Annotated in this window: 4 protein-coding genes; all 4 read right to left on the bottom strand. The window is 33.4% G+C overall.

Going from position 1 to position 4,896, the window contains the following annotated elements; translation table 11 throughout:
• Nucleotides 1-220 precede the first annotated feature (220 nt).
• The 4 genes from Q0857_RS16690 to Q0857_RS16675 all read right to left on the bottom strand — a co-directional run bounded on the left by Q0857_RS16690 (nt 221) and on the right by Q0857_RS16675 (nt 4,788).
• Nucleotides 221-1,813, bottom strand: coding sequence for an arylsulfatase (locus Q0857_RS16690; RefSeq protein ID WP_298538000.1), 1,593 nt, complete (start codon nt 1,811-1,813; stop codon nt 221-223).
• Between the two features lie 279 nt (nt 1,814-2,092).
• The gene (locus Q0857_RS16685; protein ID WP_298537998.1) at nt 2,093-2,992 is read right to left on the bottom strand and encodes a hypothetical protein; all 900 of its coding nucleotides are present in this window, start codon (nt 2,990-2,992) and stop codon (nt 2,093-2,095) included.
• A 169-nt stretch (nt 2,993-3,161) separates the two neighbouring features.
• The gene (locus Q0857_RS16680; protein WP_298537995.1) at nt 3,162-4,118 is read right to left on the bottom strand and encodes a transglutaminase domain-containing protein; all 957 of its coding nucleotides are present in this window, start codon (nt 4,116-4,118) and stop codon (nt 3,162-3,164) included.
• A gap of 148 nt (nt 4,119-4,266) precedes the next feature.
• A complete protein-coding gene (locus Q0857_RS16675) occupies nt 4,267-4,788 on the bottom strand; it encodes a hypothetical protein (RefSeq protein ID WP_298537993.1) in 522 nt (173 codons plus the stop codon).
• Between the last annotated feature and the right edge of the window lie 108 nt (nt 4,789-4,896).

The following is a 4,896-nucleotide window of genomic DNA, read 5'->3' as shown; positions in this document are numbered from 1 at the left end:
TTTAACTGTCCAATCGGATTGCTTTTTTATATCTTCTAATAATGTTGCCATTCGGTTTTTTTAGCTTGCTTACAACGTCTCGGCTATGAGTAGTTGCATGGTTTAGAACTAAAATTTGCAAGTACACACCAAACTGAAAATTCGCAAGGATTTTCAGAAGTAGACAATAACAAGCAATTACTTATAGCCATTGTTGTGCTTACGTGTTTCATTATATTCTTCACTCTTTTGAAGAAGGGGGAGGTATTTGCACCTTTACTTCATTAGTGAATTTTCTCCATTCCCTTAACAATTCTTTATATTTTTCAGGTTCAGATTCTTTGAGATCATTAATCTCTGCAAGATCTTGAGATATATTATAAAGTTTAAAATTTTCCTCAAGAAAAGGCCTCATTATGTTCGTGATTTTCCAGTCTCCTTTTCTAATCATTGCAAGACTCCCGTGCTCCAAACCGAATACATATTCAGAAGAATGTATTTGGTCAGATTTTCCAGACACAAAAGGCATCAATGAATTTCCTTTGAGCGGATAAATTTCATTCCCTTCAAATTTTTCTGGATAGACTGCTTGAGCCGCTTCATAAAAAGTAGGAGCTATATCCATTAATGTTACAAATTCATCATGAATTTCATTATTCCTTTCAATATTTGGTCCTGTGATAATCATCGGAGCATTGATGCCTCCTTCAGTCGTCAATCCTTTGTAATGTCGAAATGGTGATGACCCGGCCTCCGCCCATTGAGGGCCATACGAAATAAATGAATTGGGCTGCCCCATAGTTTCGTAATCATCATTAAAGTTTTCCCTCAGATAGGGTGAAAAATAGGGATCATAATAGAAGTCTTCAGCCGCGGCACCATTGTCAGACATAAACACGATTAATGTATTTTCGAATTGACCAATATCTTTTAGATGCTGTATTATTCTCCCAATATTATAATCAAGATTATCTACCATTCCAGCATACAATTCCATTTTTCTCGATTCTTTTTTCTTTTCATCCAATGACAAAGAATCCCATGGAATTACTTTTTCATGATTTGGGGGTAACACTGCATCTTTTGGAATCATTCCTGCATTTTTTAGACTTTCAAGACGCCTTTCTTTTAATTTTTCATACCCATCATCATAGCGTCCCTCATACTTTTTCCAATATTTTTCATCCACTTGCAATGGCCAGTGTGGAGATGTATAAGCTGCAAAGCCAAAAAACGGTTTTTTATCTTCTTTATTAAGGTCTATGTATTCAATTAGTTTATCCGTATAAAAATCAGTAGAATAGTCCCCATTGTTCCAAGTGGTGGGTTTTCCATCTTCGAAATATGGAGTGATTGGATCTTCTTTAAAGAGCCCTTGGTCATCATAATGATTTCCAGCTCCTCGAATATTAACAAATGAGCGTTCGAAACCTTTACTAAAAGGAATAGATAAAGAATCCCTTCCAAGGTGCCATTTTCCTGTCATGTAGGTATGATAACCTGATTTTCTTAAAATTTGTGGTATAGTTGCTATTCTGTTGGTTAATTTTCCTTCATAGCCGAATCCATTATTTTGGTTTGATTGTATGCCCATTCCGGCGATGTGGTTGTCATTTCCCGAAAGTAACATTGCTCTTGTGGGGGCACATAAAGGAGATGTGTGAAATCTACTAAATCGAATACCTAGAGCTGCTAAATTATCAATATTAGGTGTTTCAATATCACCCCCATAGCACCCTAAATCTGCATATCCAAGATCATCAGCTACCAATAAAAGTATATTAGGTCGGGGATCTTCTTGAATTTTTTCTTTTGTCTCCGAACATGAAATCAAAATACCAATTACTGCCAATAGTAGGAAACCTCGACAGCCAAGAATCCTAATTTTATGATTAATGATTATATTTTTTCTCTTATTGTTCGAAGCTATTTTCATCGCTTGTTGAATTTATCTTAGGTTAATTTACATGAAGCACAACGGTTACGTATATGAAAAGTTGCGTGTTTGTGTGCGAGGATTTTCCGAAGGAAAATCAGATGCAAGCAAACAAAGCAACTGACATTGGTTAAGCACAAAATAGCAATTTTTTATATACAATGTTGCCAGCAGTATTTATTTTAATTTTCTAAACCCCAATTCAGTTCCGTCTTTGTCCGTTGGTTTTTTCCATTCAATTTTGTCATTAGCAATGTGTCCGATTGATATGAATTTTATTCTAACTTGTTCTTTATCTTGTTTTATGACTTTGAATTTATAAATTTTATTACACTTTAATTGGGTTTGCACGACGTTTGGGTGAATAGCAAAATTTGTGTATTCTTGAAACGTTTTTGCACTTGGATACATTATTAAATCCACACCATTTTCATACATATATTCATTTGCTAACATTGAACTCAAAGAATATGGTGGCTTTTCATTCATAAACTTATAGGTTATGAAATTTCTCAACGCAACTTTGTGATTTAAAAGCGTCTTATTTAAGGCAGATTGTTCTTTTATTAAAAAGTCGTGATGATAAATTCCATATTCTGCCCAACCATTTTTATTTGGCAATTCCAGAGGAAGACAAGTTGCATATTTTAAATCACGTTTTCCAGCTATTTCCCAAACACTTAAATACCCTTCTTCTTCGTCTTGAATTCCACATTCTTTAATTGCGGGAAAAGCTTCATCAGCACAATAAAAAACAGATTTATGTTTAATATTTGCTCTTTGATTTGTTTTACAGAAAGTCGAAAGTGGAAACGAAAAAGTTTGAATTATACTTAAATCTTCTTCTTTGGCTATAGTTTTAGATAATCTTGCTCGGTATAATTTGTGGCCATTAATTCCATCGACTGTTTTGAGTTTTGCCCCTAACATAGGTAAAGTCAAAGCTAAATCGTGAAACTTGTCATAAATTTCTCGGTATGTACTATTTGAAAAATCAAAGTCAGATAATTCGTTTAGATTTCTTTTGTAAGTTTCTAAATCAGGATAGTCAATTTCCTCTGTCTGATAACTATTCATCGAATTTTCACGGGTTTTTTATATTGCTGGCAACGTGTTGGTGTAAGGATAGTTGCGTGGTTAAGCCACTAATTTAGCAAAAGTGGAACGAACCAGAGGAAAATCCGCAGGATTTTCCGAGTAGGCAAGAACCAAGCAATTATTTTTACACGTTGTTGCCACCAGTTATTTATATTTTAAAGTTAATTACATCTTTGTATTCAGTTTTCATAAGCTCATTTCCATTGAATTCAAATTTCCCTATTTTAACCTTAAAGTAGGCTGCTTTTGGGACTTGTGTTTTGCTAAACCTAAAATAGATTAATTCGTCTTGTTCTATAATTTTAATATCATTTATGGGTTCAAAGTTAATATTGTCAACACTCATTTTTAGGCTTACTGACCATTTGTTATTGGGTATATCTTGAAATATGAAATAGTAAAATTCTTTGTCAGTCATTAGTTTAGGTTTTTCAGTAAATCCAACCATAAACCAAATTGGTTTGACAAATTGAGAGTTATTAAATTCTTCAAGAGTTAATGGCTTTTTCAACAGTTGCCATTTACTATTTTCAGGATAATGAGTAATTATAGAAAATTCAGGTTTAATGTCAAAATAAAACTCAGATGTTTCTTTTTGATTAGAAGTTCCCCAAGTTGTGTCAATAAGAATCCACTCTCCGTTTAATTTTATAGCGTTCCAAGCATGTCTAAAATCCTTTTCATTTAATTCAACAAAATGATTTCTTTCATCCCTTATGTGTCCACTTATTTTTACGGCTTCAATTTCAATTTCATCCATAAACCATTTGAAAAGATTAGAATATCCAGCACAGACTCCTTTTCTGTTTTTATAAACCTCATATTCATTTTGTCGGTTTGAGTATTCTTCTAGCGAAATTCTTCCCTCGTCTTTTTCTTTTAAGGATTTGTTGTCATATTTAATGTTTGTCGCAATCCAATAATAAAAAAAGCGAGCTAGTTCTCTTTTATCCTTGATGTTTTCTTCTGCGTAAGTCGTTAAGCCCCGCATTTTAAGATTCAATTCATTTGTTTTTTCAATCAAAGTTTTAATTGAATCACTTTGCGAAAAAACTGAATTAACTAAAAAGAATATGAAAAATGATATGTAGATGGTCTTTTTCATAATTGGTGGCAACGGTCTCGTATAAGAATAGTGCGGTTTTGTGTCCGAGGATTTTCCGCAGGAAAATCAGAGTGACCAAATACGCACTAACCTTTAGATTTAGGATTAAACTTAAGCATTATTTTTATACAATGTTAGGCACTGGCTTTTATTCCACAATGTCATATCCAACTTCTTTAATTCCAAGAAAATCTTGTTTAGACTTTCTCTCGGTCAAAATTCCATTTTCTTTTAACTCAACTAATAATTTTTTCAGCTTTTTCATTCTCGGTTTTTGATTCAGCAACCAAGTTTGGTCGGAAACAGGTGCTCCGTTTAATTTCATTAAGTTTATTGGTGTAACGACTATTTTTTTGTCCGAATGTTTAAGTTCAATTATCAGTTTTTCCAATAATTCGATTGTCAATTCTTTTGGGTCTAATCTGCCGACATTCGAAAACCTTTTCCAGTCAGGTATTTCATCTGGTTCTTCGTTTTCTAATTCAGCTCTTTCGTCAAATTTTGAAAGTCCGTTTATTAAGTCTTCATCTTCGATATTGAAAACATCAGAGTTTGGTTTATCAGCACTTGCTCCAACAACAATTAATTGTCCCAATCTATAGTCAGGATTAGCTTTCCAAATCCGTTCAAGCTCATTCAGTATTTTCGGAATTCGATTTTTATCTCTCACTTTCTTTTGAGTTCGTTTTTCAGCTTGTGCCTAACGTGTTTGTGTAAGGATAGTTGTGTGATTAAGCAACTAACTTAATAAAAATGGAGCGAACCAGAGGGAAATCCG

Source organism: uncultured Algibacter sp. (assembly GCF_947495925.1).
Taxonomy (GTDB): Bacteria; Bacteroidota; Bacteroidia; order Flavobacteriales; family Flavobacteriaceae; genus Algibacter_E.
Note: the sequence above shows the minus strand (reverse complement) of the source record. Positions and strands in the feature narration are given on the sequence as shown.

Bases quoted from the DNA above. Each gene is read 5' to 3' on its own strand.
- Q0857_RS16685 (WP_298537998.1), bottom strand. From the start codon at position 2,992: ATGAATAGTTATCAGACAGAGGAAATTGACTATCCTGATTTAGAAACT.
- Q0857_RS16680 (WP_298537995.1), bottom strand. From the start codon at position 4,118: ATGAAAAAGACCATCTACATATCATTTTTCATATTCTTTTTAGTTAAT.